This is a genomic window from Streptacidiphilus monticola (assembly GCF_042658505.1).
In the GTDB taxonomy this organism is placed as follows: Bacteria; Actinomycetota; Actinomycetes; order Streptomycetales; family Streptomycetaceae; genus Streptacidiphilus; species Streptacidiphilus monticola.
The window spans coordinates 1-12,934 of record NZ_JBHSQJ010000021.1 but is presented as its reverse complement, the minus strand read 5'-3'; the positions used below and the strand labels follow the sequence as shown (position 1 = coordinate 12,934).

Annotated in this window: 15 protein-coding genes; 4 read left to right on the top strand and 11 right to left on the bottom strand. The window is 72.7% G+C overall.

Going from position 1 to position 12,934, the window contains the following annotated elements; translation table 11 throughout:
• Nucleotides 1-27: 27 nt before the first annotated feature.
• Both shbA and ACFP3V_RS06720 read right to left on the bottom strand, forming a co-directional pair.
• Entirely contained in the window at nt 28-681 is a 654-nt protein-coding gene (shbA, locus tag ACFP3V_RS06725) for an RNA polymerase sigma factor ShbA (RefSeq protein ID WP_380580789.1), read from the bottom strand.
• 217 nt (nt 682-898) lie between these two features.
• Entirely contained in the window at nt 899-1,510 is a 612-nt protein-coding gene (locus ACFP3V_RS06720) for a response regulator (RefSeq protein WP_380580787.1), read from the bottom strand.
• 414 nt (nt 1,511-1,924) lie between these two features.
• Between ACFP3V_RS06720 and ACFP3V_RS06715 the strand changes: the two genes are divergently transcribed.
• Both ACFP3V_RS06715 and ACFP3V_RS06710 read left to right on the top strand, forming a co-directional pair.
• The gene (locus ACFP3V_RS06715) at nt 1,925-2,242 is read left to right on the top strand and encodes a WhiB family transcriptional regulator (protein WP_380580785.1); all 318 of its coding nucleotides are present in this window, start codon (nt 1,925-1,927) and stop codon (nt 2,240-2,242) included.
• A gap of 63 nt (nt 2,243-2,305) precedes the next feature.
• Nucleotides 2,306-2,941 carry an MOSC domain-containing protein gene (locus ACFP3V_RS06710; RefSeq protein ID WP_380580783.1) on the top strand — a complete coding sequence of 212 codons (636 nt, stop codon included), beginning with the start codon at nt 2,306-2,308 and terminating at the stop codon, nt 2,939-2,941.
• Nucleotides 2,942-3,015: 74 nt separating this feature from the next.
• Here the strand turns inward: ACFP3V_RS06710 and groL are convergent, their stop codons facing one another.
• Together groL and groES are read right to left on the bottom strand one after the other, a co-directional pair.
• Complete coding sequence (gene groL, locus ACFP3V_RS06705; protein ID WP_380580781.1) at nt 3,016-4,644, bottom strand: chaperonin GroEL; 1,629 nt, start codon at nt 4,642-4,644, stop codon at nt 3,016-3,018.
• Nucleotides 4,645-4,760: 116 nt separating this feature from the next.
• Nucleotides 4,761-5,069 carry a co-chaperone GroES gene (gene groES, locus ACFP3V_RS06700; protein WP_380580779.1) on the bottom strand — a complete coding sequence of 103 codons (309 nt, stop codon included), beginning with the start codon at nt 5,067-5,069 and terminating at the stop codon, nt 4,761-4,763.
• Between the two features lie 345 nt (nt 5,070-5,414).
• On the opposite strand from groES, the gene ACFP3V_RS06695 reads away from it, so the two are divergent.
• Entirely contained in the window at nt 5,415-6,614 is a 1,200-nt protein-coding gene (locus tag ACFP3V_RS06695; RefSeq protein ID WP_380580777.1) for a THUMP-like domain-containing protein, read from the top strand.
• Here the strand turns inward: ACFP3V_RS06695 and ACFP3V_RS06690 are convergent.
• From ACFP3V_RS06690 to tsaB, 4 genes are read right to left on the bottom strand one after another with little or no spacing between them, the layout of a single operon-like run.
• Complete coding sequence (locus ACFP3V_RS06690) at nt 6,581-7,486, bottom strand: polysaccharide deacetylase family protein (RefSeq protein WP_380580775.1); 906 nt, start codon at nt 7,484-7,486, stop codon at nt 6,581-6,583. The two genes, ACFP3V_RS06695 and ACFP3V_RS06690, sit on opposite strands and share 34 nt — an antisense overlap.
• A gap of 60 nt (nt 7,487-7,546) precedes the next feature.
• Nucleotides 7,547-8,626: a tRNA (adenosine(37)-N6)-threonylcarbamoyltransferase complex transferase subunit TsaD gene (gene tsaD, locus ACFP3V_RS06685; protein WP_380580773.1), complete on the bottom strand. Its 1,080-nt coding sequence runs from the start codon at nt 8,624-8,626 to the stop codon at nt 7,547-7,549.
• Nucleotides 8,619-9,140 carry a ribosomal protein S18-alanine N-acetyltransferase gene (gene rimI, locus ACFP3V_RS06680; protein WP_380580771.1) on the bottom strand — a complete coding sequence of 174 codons (522 nt, stop codon included), beginning with the start codon at nt 9,138-9,140 and terminating at the stop codon, nt 8,619-8,621. The genes tsaD and rimI overlap by 8 nt, the downstream gene beginning before the upstream one ends.
• On the bottom strand, nt 9,137-9,808 hold the full coding sequence (gene tsaB / locus ACFP3V_RS06675) for a tRNA (adenosine(37)-N6)-threonylcarbamoyltransferase complex dimerization subunit type 1 TsaB (RefSeq protein ID WP_380580769.1): 672 nt from the start codon (nt 9,806-9,808) through the stop codon (nt 9,137-9,139). Before tsaB ends, rimI begins: the two co-directional genes overlap by 4 nt.
• 120 nt (nt 9,809-9,928) lie before the next feature.
• Here tsaB and ACFP3V_RS06670 point away from each other — a divergent pair, with 120 nt between their 5' ends.
• The gene (locus ACFP3V_RS06670; RefSeq protein ID WP_380580767.1) at nt 9,929-10,507 is read left to right on the top strand and encodes a hypothetical protein; all 579 of its coding nucleotides are present in this window, start codon (nt 9,929-9,931) and stop codon (nt 10,505-10,507) included.
• Nucleotides 10,508-11,166: 659 nt separating this feature from the next.
• On the opposite strand, the gene ACFP3V_RS06665 is transcribed toward ACFP3V_RS06670, so the two are convergent.
• From ACFP3V_RS06665 to ACFP3V_RS06655, 3 genes are all read right to left on the bottom strand, one after another.
• Nucleotides 11,167-11,322 (bottom strand): hypothetical protein, encoded by a 156-nt coding sequence (locus ACFP3V_RS06665; protein ID WP_380580765.1) that lies wholly within the window; start codon nt 11,320-11,322, stop codon nt 11,167-11,169.
• A gap of 29 nt (nt 11,323-11,351) precedes the next feature.
• A complete protein-coding gene (gene tsaE, locus ACFP3V_RS06660) occupies nt 11,352-11,876 on the bottom strand; it encodes a tRNA (adenosine(37)-N6)-threonylcarbamoyltransferase complex ATPase subunit type 1 TsaE (RefSeq protein ID WP_380580763.1) in 525 nt (174 codons plus the stop codon).
• The coding region (locus ACFP3V_RS06655) for an alpha/beta fold hydrolase (protein WP_380580761.1) at nt 11,876-12,934 on the bottom strand (1,059 nt) is incomplete at its 5' end. The genes ACFP3V_RS06655 and tsaE, both read right to left, overlap by 1 nt.

Below are 12,934 nucleotides of genomic sequence, written 5' to 3'. Positions count from 1 at the left end.
GCTCACAACCGCCGCGCTCGGTGCGGGTTACGCGGACCGGGCCTCGGGGCCGCTCGTCGCGCTCTCGGCGAGTGCGCGCAGCCGGCTGAGCGCCCTGTGCTGGGCAACGCGGACCGCGCCCGGGGACATTCCCAGCACCTCGCCGGTCTCCTCCGCGGTCAGGCCCGCGGCGACGCGCAGCAGCACCAGCTCCCGCTGCCGCTCCGGCAGCGCGGCCAGCAGGCCGCGGGCCCACTCGGCGTCGCTGCTGAGCAGCGCGCGCTCCTCGGGGCCGAGGGCGTCGTCGGGCTTGTCCGGCAGTTCCTCTCCGAGCGGGACCGACTGCCCGGGGCCGCGCATGGCGGCCCGCTGCAGGTCAGCGATCTTGTGGGCGGCGATGCCGAAGACGAAGGCCTCGAAGGGGCGTCCCTCGTCGCGGTAGCGCGGGAGCGCGCAGAGCACCGCGAGGCAGACTTCCTGGGCCACGTCGTCGATGTGGTGCCGGGCGCTGCCCGGCAGCCGGATCAGTTTGGCCCGGCAGTAGCGCAGCACCAGCGGATGGACCTGGGCCAGCAGATCGTCCGTGGCCACCGGGTCGCCCTCCACGGCGCGCACCACGAGGGCCGCGATGGACAGCAGCGGCGTCTCGTCCTCAGCAGGCTGGACACCACCCGGGGCGGCAGTCGCTTCGTCGTCACGCACCGGTCCATGGTGCCTGGTTGGTCCGGAAAAGGTGACACCGCCTCCGGACTTGTGCATCGGAACGTTATGCGCCACGGCACCATTCCTGCCCATTCCCCGCCCGGCAGCCCCGTGCTGCCTACCCCCATGGTGCGCCCTCGGGCGGGGCGGTGACGAACGCCGTCGTCACGGGGTCCCGGTGGGGCGCACCCGACGGACCGTCAGATCCGACGGTCCGTCAGCGAACCAGGCCCCAGCGGAAACCGAGGGCCACCGCGTGCGCGCGGTCCGAGGCGCCGAGCTTCTTGAACAGCCGGCGGGCGTGCGTCTTCACGGTGTCCTCGGAGAGGAACAGCTCGCGGCCGATCTCGGCGTTGCTGCGGCCGTGGCTCATGCCCTCGAGCACCTGGATCTCACGGGCCGTCAGCGTCGGGGCCGCGCCCATCTCGGCGGAGCGCAGCCGACGCGGGGCGAGCCGCCAGGTGGGGTCGGCCAGCGCCTGGGTGACGGTGGCCCGCAGCTCGGCGCGGGAGGCGTCCTTGTGCAGGTAGCCGCGGGCGCCGGCGGCGACCGCCAGGGCTACGCCGTCCAGGTCCTCGGCGACGGTCAGCATGATGATCCGGGCGCCCGGGTCCGCGGAGAGCAGCCGGCGCACGGTCTCCACCCCGCCGAGGCCGGGCATCCGCACGTCCATCAGCACCAGGTCGGACCGGTCGGCGACCCAACGGCGGAGCACCTCCTCGCCGTTGGTGGCGGTGGTCACCCGGTCCACGCCCGGGACGGTCGCGACCGCCCGGCGCAGCGCCTCACGGGCGAGCGGGGAATCGTCACACACGAGCACCGAAGTCATGACCCGCCTCCGCAGCTGATCCGCGTCACGTTGAGCCTCCTGGCTGGTTACGAATCTCACCGGTACGGCCTTCGGCGGGTCCGTCGCCGTTCACTCCGACGCCGGTCCGTCGACCGCCTCCGCACTCCCAACGACCGTCACTCGTTTGAGTTACGGCCTGGCAGCCGCACATGCCACTCTACGTGGTTGATCCGCTACGGATCACCCACCTCGTGTACTCCCAACGAGTGCCGCCGCTCGAAGGACACGCTCACGTCGGCGGATGCCCGATTAGTCCTTCCTTGTGGGATTTTGAGGTTATCGGCACGTTATGCCACGCTGATGGCCTCTTGTCCATTACTTCTGCAAGAGTCATATTTCCATCAGATCGCACCTTCTTGTCAGCAACACGCACACCGCAAGGGAACGACAACGATGGCCGACTACTCCCGCCTCCCCGGTCCGAACGCGGACCTGTGGGACTGGCAGCTCTCTGCCGCATGCCGCGGTGTGGACAGTTCGCTGTTCTTCCACCCCGAAGGCGAGCGCGGCGCCGCTCGCACCGCTCGCGAGCAGTCCGCCAAGGAGGTCTGCTCCCGCTGCCCGGTCCGCGCCGAGTGCGCTGCCCATGCCCTGGCCGTCCGCGAGCCCTACGGCGTCTGGGGCGGTCTGACCGAGGACGAACGTGAGGAGCTGCTGGGCCGGGCCCGGCGTCGGACCATGGACCCGTTGAGCCTGCTGCCGGTGGAGTAGCCGGCCCCACTGAGTGAAGAAACGTTTCTTCGGCGACTGGAGTCCCCCTCTAGGCTTCGGCCTATGGGGACTTTGCTGTCTGTGAACACCGGCCGTGGGCGTGCGAGCGAGCATTCGGACGTGGGGCGGACCGCGATCGGCAAGCGACCGGCGACCGGCCCGGTGGCCGTCGCGGCGCCCGGCCCGGAGCGCGGCACCAGCGGCCTGGCCGGGGACGAGATCTGCGACGCGCGCCACCACGGCGGCGGCGACCAGGCCGTCTACGCCTACGCCCGGGAGGATCTGGACGCCTGGGAACGGGAGTTGGGGCGGGAGCTGCCCGCGGGGACCTTCGGCGAGAACCTCACCCTGCGGGGCGTGGACGTCACCGGGGCCAGGATCGGGGAACGCTGGCGGATCGGCGCGGAGCTGGTGCTGGAGGTCACCTCGCCCCGCATCCCGTGCCGGACCTTCGCCGGGGAGCTGGGCGAGCAGAAGTGGGTCCGCAGGTTCACGGAGGCCGCTGTCCCCGGTGCGTACCTGCGGGTGCTGACGCCCGGTCAGATCACGGCGGGCGACGAGGTGGAGGTGCTGCACCTGCCGCCGCACGAGGTGACGATCGGCCTGACCTTCCGCGCCCTGACGACGGAGCGGGAGCTGCTGGATCGCCTGCGCGGAATTGACGCCCTGTCAGCAGCCGTCAAACGGAAGCTGGGGTGAGCGCGAGGGGCGCGAGGAGTCCCCGGCCTGCGGCCGGGTTCCTCGCGCCCCTCGCGGTGCTGCGACTGACGGCGTCAGTGGGAGTGGCCGTGGCTGTGGCCCGCGGCGGCGGCCGGCTCCTCTTCCTTCTTCTCGACGACCAGGGTCTCGGTCGTGAGCAGCAGGGAGGCGATGGACGCGGCGTTCTCCAGCGCGGAGCGGGTGACCTTGACCGGGTCGATGACGCCCTGCTTGATCAGGTCGCCGTACTCACCGGTGGCGGCGTTGTAGCCCTCGCGCTCGTTGCCGAGCTCCGACACCTTGGTGGTGATGACGTAGCCCTCGAGGCCCGCGTTCTGGGCGATCCAGCGCAGCGGCTCGACCAGGGCGCGGCGGACGACCGCGACACCCACGGCCTCGTCGCCGACCAGGCCCAGCCCGTCGGTCAGCGCCTTCTGGGCGTGCACCAGGGAGGCGCCGCCACCGGCGACGATGCCCTCCTCGACCGCGGCGCGGGTCGCGGAGATGGCGTCCTCCAGGCGGTGCTTCTTCTCCTTGAGCTCGACCTCGGTGGCCGCGCCGACCTTGATGACGCAGACGCCGCCGGCCAGCTTGGCCAGGCGCTCCTGCAGCTTCTCGCGGTCCCAGTCGGAGTCCGTGGCCTCGATCTCGGCCTTGATCTGCGCGACCCGGCCGGCGACCTCGTCCGACGCGCCCGCGCCGTCGACGATCGTGGTGTCGTCCTTGGTGACGGTCACGCGGCGGGCGGTGCCCAGCACGTCCAGGCCGACCTGGTCGAGCTTGAGGCCGACCTCCTCGGCGATGACGGTGGCGCCGGTCAGCACGGCGATGTCCTGCAGCATGGCCTTGCGGCGGTCGCCGAAGCCCGGGGCCTTCACCGCGACGGCGTTGAAGGTGCCGCGGATCTTGTTGACGACCAGGGTGGACAGCGCCTCGCCGTCCACGTCCTCGGCGATGATCAGCAGCGGCTTGCTGGCGCCGGCCTGGAGGACCTTCTCCAGCAGCGGCAGCAGGTCCTGGATCGAGGAGATCTTGCCCTGGTTGATCAGGATGTACGGGTCGTCGAGGACGGCCTCCTGGCGGTCGGCGTCCGTGACGAAGTACGGGGACAGGTAGCCCTTGTCGAACTGCATGCCCTCGGTGAACTCGAGCTCCAGGCCGAAGGTGTTGGACTCCTCGACGGTGATCACACCGTCCTTGCCCACCTTGTCCATGGCCTCGGCGATCAGCTCGCCGACCTGCGGGTCCTGGGCGGACAGCGCGGCGACGGCGGCGATGTCCTCCTTGCCCTCGATCGGACGGGCGACGGAGAGCAGGTGCTCGGCGACGGCCTTGACGGCGGCGTCGATACCGCGCTTGAGACCGGCCGGGCCGGCACCGGCGGCGACGTTGCGCAGACCCTCGTTCACCAGGGCCTGGGCCAGCACGGTGGCGGTGGTGGTGCCGTCACCCGCGACGTCGTTGGTCTTGGTGGCGACCTCCTTGACGAGCTGCGCGCCAAGGTTCTCGTAGGCGTCCTCGAGCTCCACCTCACGGGCGATGGTCACGCCGTCGTTGGTGATGGTCGGGGCGCCGAACTTCTTGTCGATGACGACGTTGCGGCCCTTGGGGCCGATCGTCACCTTGACCGTGTCGGCCAGCTTGTTGACGCCGCGCTCCAGCGAGCGGCGGGCGTCCTCGTCGAACTGAAGGGTCTTCGCCATGGCTTTTCGGGTTTCCCTCTCGAACAACCGCGCCCCGGGCCCCGTTACGGGTGCCCGGGGCGGGTCACGACTCTGCGGTCAGCGTCGGTGAGCTGATGGAGGATCAGCTGGTGGTCTTACTTCTCGACGATCGCGAGCACGTCGCGGGCCGAGAGGACCAGGTACTCCTGGCCGTTGTACTTGACCTCGGTGCCGCCGTACTTGCTGTAGAGCACGACATCGCCGACCTTGACGTCGAGCGGCAGGCGCTGACCGTCCTCGAAGCGGCCCGGGCCGACGGCCAGGACGACGCCCTCCTGGGGCTTCTCCTTGGCGGTGTCCGGAATGACCAGGCCAGAGGCGGTGGTCTGCTCCGCGTCGAGCGGCTGGACCACGATCCGGTCCTCGAGCGGCTTGATGGCAACCTTGGAGCTGGTGGTCGTCACGATCCGACCTCCCCCTTCGGAGATCTCGCGGGGTTTCATGTCTGATGAGCGTGGACGCGCAGCAGACCCGTCGTCGCGGTGCCGGACCAGCCACTGTCACGCTTAGCGCTCTCCCTCGGAGAGTGCTAACGACGACAGTATGCGTCGCTTAGCACTCAGTCAACCAGAGTGCCAATGCGCGTGGCGCACCCCTTGGGGGCGCGGGGATCCCCACTGCGCGAGCAACCCCCCACCCACGGAGGTTCGTCCCGCACATGGGGACGAACCTCCCCCGCGTGGTGGGTTGCTCGGTTGGGGCACCTCCCGCCCGAAGGGTGGGATCCTCGCGCCCCTGGGGGATGGTGCATGGTTCTGTCTGTGGAGATCGAGAGCTTTCGTGCCCTGCTGACCGCCGAAGGTCAGGCCGTGCTCGACGCGGTCGGCGAGTACCGGCCGGGCACCGAGTTGGCGGTGGCGACCCGGCTGCGCCGGGACTTCGGGCCGGAGCTGGTGCGCGCGGCGCTCGAGCAGGCGAACCTCCGGGCCCGCGCCGGGGCCAAGTTCGGGCCCGACGCCGGTCGCATGTACTTCACCCCGCACGGCGTCGAGCAGTCCACCCGGTCCGCGGTCGCCGCCTGGCGGGCCGCGCGGATGGCGGGGCTGGGCGTCCGGCGCGTCGCGGACCTCTGCTCGGGCGTCGGCGGCGACGCCCTCGCCCTCGCCCGGGCCGGCATCGAGGTGCTCGCCGTCGACCGGGACGAGCTCACCTGCGCGGTCGCCGAGGCGAACGCCGCCGCGCTGGGGCTGCAGGACCGGATCACCCAACTCCGCGCCGACGTCACCGAGGTGGACCTGGCCGGCTTCGACGCCGTCTTCGTCGACCCCGCCCGCCGCTCCGGGCGGGGCCGGATCTTCGATCCGGAGGCCTACTCCCCGCCGCTCTCCTGGGCGGTCGGGGCCGCCCGCACCACGCCCTTCGCCGCGCTCAAGGTGGCCCCCGGGATCCCGCACGAGGCCGTCCCCGAGGACGCCGAGGCGGAGTGGGTGTCCGAGCAGGGCGACGTGAAGGAGGCCGCGCTCTGGTTCGGCACCGAGGCCGCGCAGCCGCACCGCGCCACGCTGCTGCCCGCCGGGGCCAGCCTCACCGGCGGGACGCTGCCCGACCCGCCGTCAGGTCCCGTGCGGCGCTTCCTCTTCGAGCCCGACGGCGCGGTCATCCGCGCCCACCTCGTCGCCGAGGTCGCCGCCGAGCTGGGCGCCACGCTGATCGACCCGACCATCGCCTATCTGACGGCCGATCAACTCCGGCCCACCCCCTGGGCCACCGCCTACGAGATCACCGACACCCTGCCGTTCAACCTCAAGCGGCTCAAGGCGATCCTGCGCGAGCGCGGCGTCGGCACGCTCACCGTCAAGAAGCGGGGCTCCGCCGTCGAGCCGGAGGAGCTGCGCCGCAAGGTGAAGCCGGAGGGCCCGCACTCCTGCACGGTCTTCCTGACCCGGGCGGACGGCGCGCCGGTGATGCTGCTCGGTCAGCCGGTCGCCGCCGACGGCGGGGCGACGTAGTCGTCCAGCCGGGCCACCGCGAAGCCCTGCTCCTCGATCCGGCGGAGCAGGTTCTGGAACATGTGGACCATGGTCTCCCCCCGTAGTTCGGAGGGGCCGCGGAAGTGGGCCAGGATGATGTCGCCCGGGTGCAGCTGCTTCTTCGGGTCCTGGTACTGCAGGCCCTTGATCTGCATGGACTCCCGCCACAGCACGATCGCGCGCGGCCCGCAGGCCTGCACCGCGGCGTTCAGGTTCGCCGTGTACGCGCCCGCCCCGTACGGCGGGCGGAACAGGTAGGGCGTGGTGCCGTACTGCTGACGCAGCGTCTGCTCGTCGCCGCAGATCTGCGCCTTCTGCGCGGAGAGCGACAGCGAGGGCATCACCGGGTGGCTCAGGGTGTGGTTCTGGATGCTGTTGCCCAGCGCCTGGAGCGGCTTGAAGTAGGCGTAGTCGTTCTTGATGATGTCCCGGGTCAGGAACATCGTGAACGGCACCCGCAGGTCCCGCATCATCTGCACGAATCGGGGGTCCTTCTCGGCCCCGTCGTCGATGGTGATGAAGACGATCTTCTGCCGGGTCGGCACGTCCGAGATCACCGGCACCTTCCCGGAGCGGCTCAGCCGGATCGGGGGCACGGCGGGCGGCGGGGGCGCGACGGCGAGCGGCTTGAGCCCCCACTTGGCCCAGAGCGCGGCCGAGGGCGTGCCGCCGTTGACCACGGGGACCGCTCCTCCTCCCTGGTCGCCGCCGCCTCCCGGGGAGACGGCGGGGGACGGGAGGGACGGCTTCGGGGTCGCGGAGCCGGAGCAGCCGCTGAGCGCGACGGCGCCCGCGGCCGCCAGCGCGACGACGGCGAGGGGTTTGATCACACCCTGGGAGACACGGCGCATTCCCGGGAAGTTCCCAGTTCGGACCGGGTTGTGACGGATTCTCACCGATCCTGCCGAGCCTTAACCGTGCTCGGCATGGCGGTGCAAGGCGTCGTGGTCCGCCGGGACATGGGTCTCCGTCACCGGCAGGGACGAGTCCGCGGACAGGCCGAGCGCCGAAGGGGCGCGGTCGCGCCGGACCATCTCCGCGCCGAGAGCAGCGACCATCGCGCCGTTGTCGGTGCACAGCTTGGGCCGCGGCACGCGCAGCGTGATGCCCGCCCGGTCGCAGCGCTCCTGCGCCATCGCCCGCAGCCGGGAGTTGGCCGCGACGCCGCCGCCGATCATCAGGTGGTCCACGCCGTTGTCCTTGCAGGCCCGGACCGCCTTGCGGGTGAGCACGTCGGTCACCGCCTCCTGGAAGGACGCGGCGACGTCGCGGATCGGGACGTCCTCGCCGGCCCGCCGCTTCGCCTCGACCCAGCGCGCCACGGCGGTCTTCAGGCCGGAGAAGGAGAAGTCGTAGGCGGGGTCCTTGGACCCGGTCAGCCCGCGCGGGAAGGCGATCGCGGCCGGGTCGCCCTCCTTCGCGTAGCGGTCGATCACCGGGCCGCCGGGGAAGCCGAGGTTCAGCAGCCGGGCCACCTTGTCGAAGGCCTCACCCGCCGCGTCGTCGATGGTCGCGCCGAGGGAGCGCATGTCGCTGGTGATGTCCTCGGTCAGCAGCAGCGAGGAGTGCCCGCCGGAGACCAGCAGGGCCATCGTCGGCTCGGGCAGCCGGCCGTGCTCCAGCTGGTCCACGCAGATGTGCGAGGCCAGGTGGTTGACGCCGTAGAGCGGCTTGCCGAGCGCGTAGGCGTAGGCCTTGGCGGCGCTGACGCCGACCAGCAGCGCGCCGGCCAGGCCGGGTCCGGCGGTGACGGCGATGCCGTCGAGGTCGCTCGCCTTGATCCCGGCCTCGTCCAGCGCCCGCTGCACGGTGGGGACCATCGCCTCCAGGTGCGCCCGGCTGGCGATCTCGGGCACGACGCCGCCGAAGCGCCCGTGCTCCTCGACGCTGGACGCGACCGCGTCCGCGAGCAGGGTGGTCCCGCGGACGATGCCGACGCCGGTCTCGTCGCAGGAGGTCTCGATGCCGAGCACCAGCGGTTCGTCAGCCATCGCGGCGGCCTTCCTCAGTGTCGTCCCCGAACGCCTCCTCGTGCGGCTGCGGCTTCTCCAGCCGCATCACCAGGGCGTCCGTCCCGGAGGGTTGGTAGTAGTTGCGGCGGATGCCCACGGGCTCGAACCCGAAGCGCTCGTACAGCCGTTGGGCCCGTTCGTTGTCGACCCGGACCTCCAGCAGCAGGTCGGTGCAGTCGGCCTGGGCGGCCTGGGTCACCAGCCGGGTCAGCAGCCGGGCGCCGAGGCCGGTGCCCCAGTGCTCCCGGGCGACCGCGATGGTCTGCACGTCGCCCTCGCGGGCGACGGCCATCAGCCCCGCGTAACCGACGATGCGGCCGCCGGCCGACAGATCCTCAGCGACGGTGTACCACCGGGTGGCCCGCGGGTGCCGGGCGTCGGCGAGCTCGGACCAGAACATGGCCGGGGACCAGGCGTCCTCGGGGAACAGCTCCCGTTCCAGCTCCAGCACGGGCTCGATGTCCCACCAGCGCATCTCGCGCAGCACGATCATGCGGGCAGCACCGTCTTGTAGTTCTTCGGCACCTCGGCGTCCGGCCGCCGCAGGTAGAGCGGGAGCGGGGCCTCCAGCTCCTCACCCGCGGCGAGCCGCCGGGCGGCGAGCAGCGCCAGCGCGGCCGCGGACTGGTGGGCCGGCTCCGGCAGCGCACGCGGGAAGGTGTCGGGGTAGAGCAGCGCGCCCGCGCCGACGGCCGTCAGCCCGGCGACCCGCTCGGCGATGTCGGCGGGACGGTCGACGCTCGGGCCCTCGGTGCGGACGCCGTCCGCGTCGTAGACGGCCCAGTAGACCTCCTTGCGCCGGGCGTCGGTCGCCACGACGAAGGGACCGTCGACGCGCTGCAGGTGCGCGGCGTGGGCGATGCCGTCCAGGGTGCAGATGCCGTAGGCGGGGATGCCCAGCGCGTGCCCGAGTGTGGCGGCGGTGGCGAGCCCGACGCGCAGGCCCGTGTAGGGCCCCGGTCCGGTGCCGGTCACGACCGCGCCGAGCTGATGCTTCGTCACCCCGACCTCGCCCAGCACCTCGTCGACGGTGGGGAGCAGCAGCTCGCCGTGCCGACGGGCGTCGATCCGGTCGGCCGCGGCGAGCACCCGCCCGGTCTCCGTGTCCAGCACGGCGGCGGTGACGGCGGGGGTCGCGGTGTCGAAGGCAAGCAGCAGCACCCGTCCAGGTTAGAGCGTGCCGGCGGGGTTCCCGGACGCGCGTCCCGGCGCGGAGCCGGGATGGGAGGATGAGAAGCTGATCTCACACGCCGGAAGGTAAGAGCCCCCGCAGGAGGAGCCGTGGCGAAGTTCGGCACCGGTGGCGCCGTCACCCTGTTGACGGCCGCGGCCCTGGCCGCGGTCGGCGTCCTCGCCGCCCAGGCGCGGAGCTCGGCGGACACCAGCACGCCGATCGGCGGGACGGTGGCGACAGCCCCGGCCCGGGCGGGAGCGTCCCCTTCCACGAGCGCGGGCGCCTCGTCGAAGGCGGTTCCGGCGATCCCGGCGAACTCGGGGACGGGCAAGCGGGTGGTGTACTCGCTGTCCGCGAAGCGGATCTGGTTGGTGGACCCCGCGAACCCGAAGCAGGACCGGACCTTCACGGTGCAGCCGGGGACGGTCGCCCCGGCGGTGGGCAGCTACCAGGTGTTCCACGTCAACGCGGGCCCCTACACGGGGTCGGACGGCGCCCTGATCAAGAACGGCGTGCTGTTCGCCACGTCGGGCGGCGTGGCGGTCGGCTTCAGCGCGGCGGTGGACGGCGCGACCCCTGTCCCCGACCCGAACAAGAAGACCGGCGGCATCCGCGAGACCGTCGCGGACAGCGCGGCGCTGTTCGCTTTCGCGCCCTACGACACCAAGGTGATCGTCGTCCCGTAGCCGCGCCCCCGTCAGGCGGCGCAGCCGCCAGGGNCCCGCCAGGGGGCCGAAGGCCCCGCCAGGGGCGCGGGGAACTGCGCGAGCAGCAGCACACCACCCAGGGAGGTTCGTCCCGCACGGGGGGCCGGACCTCCGCGAGTGGTGGGCTGCTGGTCGCGCAGTTCCCCGCGCCCCTGGCGGCTGCGCCGCAAGCGGGGCGTGATGCGGCAGCGTTCTCGTCCGCGAGGAGCAGCTGCGGGGGCAACACACCACCCGGGGAGGTTCGTCCCGCACGTGGGGGCCGGACCTCCGCGGGTGGTGGGCTGGTCGCGCAGTTCCCCGCGCCCCTGGCGGCTGCGCCGCCAAGCGGGGCGTGATGCGGCAGCGTTCTCGTCCGCGAGGAGCAGCTGCGGGGGCAACACACCACCCAGGAGGTTCGTCCCGCACGTGGGGGCCGGACCTCCGCGGGTGCTGGGCTGGTCGCGCAGTTCCCCGCGCCCCTGGCGGCTGCGCCGCCAAGCGGGGCGTGATGCGGCAGCGTTCTCGTCCGCGAGGAGCAGCTGCGGGGGCAACACACCACCCAGGAGGTTCGTCCCGCACGTGGGGGCCGGACCTCCGCGGGTGCTGGGCTGGTCGCGCAGTTCCCCGCGCCCCTGGCGGCTGCGCCGCCAAGCGGGGCGTTATGCGGCGGCGTTCTCGTCCGCGGGCAGGAGGGGGTCGTCGCTCTCCTCCCCGGAGGGGGGCGTGCACAGGCGCCGCGCCGCCGCGGCCGCGGCGAGCAGCTCGGCGACGGGCACCTCGTCGGCCTCGGGCTCTGGCTCTGCCATCTCTGCCATGCCCCCATGATTCCGACACGGCGTCGGAATCACAACAGCCGCAGGCCCTTGAGCTCCGTTTCGGCGTCCTCCCAGCGGGGGCCGACACCCGTGAGGGTGACCGTCCGCGGGTCGGCGTCGTCCTCCGCGACCGCGTCACCTGACGGTGCGTCACCTCCGACGGCCCGGCGGATGCGGACCTCCAGGCGGGAGTCGGCGAGGCCCTCGACCTTGCCCTCGCCCCACTCCACGACGACCACCGACTCGGTCAGTTCGGCGTCCAGGTCCAGGTCCTCCATCTGGTCCAGTCCCCCGTTCAGCCGGTAGGCGTCCACATGGACCAGCGCCGGGCCGCCGCGCAGCGACGGGTGGACGCGGGCGATGACGAACGTCGGCGAGGTCACCGCGCCGCGGACGCCCAGGCCCTCGCCCATGCCGCGGGTCAGCGTGGTCTTGCCCGCACCCAGCTCGCCGGAGAGCAGCACCAGGTCCCCGGGGCGCAGCAGCTGCGCCAGGCTGCGGCCGAGCCGCGTCATGGACGCGGCGTCCGGGACGGCGAGAGTCTGGTGGGGCATCAGTGACCTTCCTGCGCGAGCTCGTTGACGTAGGCGGGCAGCGGGGACCCGGTGCGGGCGGCGGCCCGCACGAGCAGGCGCGCGAGTGCGGCGTTGACCCGGTCCGGGCGCTCCAGCATCAGCAGGTGCCCGGTGCCGGGCAGGATCTCCAGCTCCGCGTCGGGCAGCGCCTCGGCCATGGCCTCGCTGTGCGAGGAGGGGGTCAGCAGGTCGGCCGTGCCGCCCATGACCAGGGTCGGGATGCCGTGCAGCACGGGCAGCGCGGCGAGCTTGTCGTGCGCCGGGAACACCGGGTAGAACTCGGCGACGACGTCGATCGGCGTGGCCTCCAGCATCCGCCGGGCGAAGCGCGCGAGGGCCGGGTCGATGTCGTCGGACCCGAAGGAGAAGGTGTCGTAGACGGCGGCGGTCAGCTCGCTGCTGAGTCTGCGGCCGCGTTCGACCAGGGCCCGCTGTCGGCCCAGCGCCTTGACCACGCCCGGGCTCAGCCGGTGGAACAGCTTGGCCCCGAGGCCGCCCAGCCCCAGGGTGACCTCGCTCCAGCCGCCCGCCGTGGTCCCCAACAGGGCGACGCCGGCCACCCGCTCGGCGAAGAGCTCGGGGTGCTGGTCGGCCAGGGCCATCACCGTCATCCCGCCCATCGAGTGCCCGACCAGCACGAGCGGGCCGGTGGGCGCGAGGGCGTCGATGACGGCCTTGAGGTCGCCGCCGAGCTGGTCGATGGAGGCGGGCTCCCCGGCGAGGTAGCTGCGGCCGCGTTCGGAGCGCCCGTGGCTGCGCTGGTCCCAGAAGACGAGCCGGAGGCCGGAGCGGAAGGCCTCGCGCTGGAAGTGCCAGCAGTCCTCGTTGAGGCAGTACCCGTGGCTGAAGACGACGGTCAGCGGCGGCGTGCGGCCGGCGCCGAACCAGGTCGCGCTCCCCGCGAGGACGTCGGACGGGCCCGGCTCGGCTCCGCGCAGCCGGGCCAGCAGCCCCCGCTTGGGCGGCCGGCCGACCGGGTCCGCCGTGGCTGCGGTCGGCGCGGGATCCGGGTCCGGCGCGGCGGCGGCCGCCTCCGC